Source organism: Streptomonospora alba (assembly GCF_000826685.1).
Taxonomy (GTDB): domain Bacteria; phylum Actinomycetota; class Actinomycetes; order Streptosporangiales; family Streptosporangiaceae; genus Streptomonospora; species Streptomonospora alba.
Genome location: NZ_JROO01000096.1, coordinates 1 through 216 on the forward strand (window position 1 = coordinate 1; position 216 = coordinate 216).

1 protein-coding gene is annotated in these 216 nt (G+C 73.6%); it reads left to right on the top strand.

The window, feature by feature from the left end; translation table 11 throughout:
* Positions 1 to 216 (top strand): hypothetical protein (locus LP52_RS25420; protein ID WP_040276960.1); only part of this gene is annotated, 216 nt, incomplete at both ends.

Below are 216 nucleotides of genomic sequence, written 5' to 3' on the forward strand. Positions count from 1 at the left end.
CGGTCTGACCGCGCCGAACGGGCCGTCGCAGCAGCGGGTGGTGCGGGCGGCGCTGGAGGACGCGGGTGTGGCGCCCGATGACGTCGATGCGGTGGAGGCCCATGGAACGGGGACGAGTCTGGGCGATCCGATCGAGGCCCAGGCCCTGATGGGGGTCTACGGCCGGGGGCGCGACCGGCCGCTGTGGCTGGGGTCGCTGAAGTCGAACATCGGCCA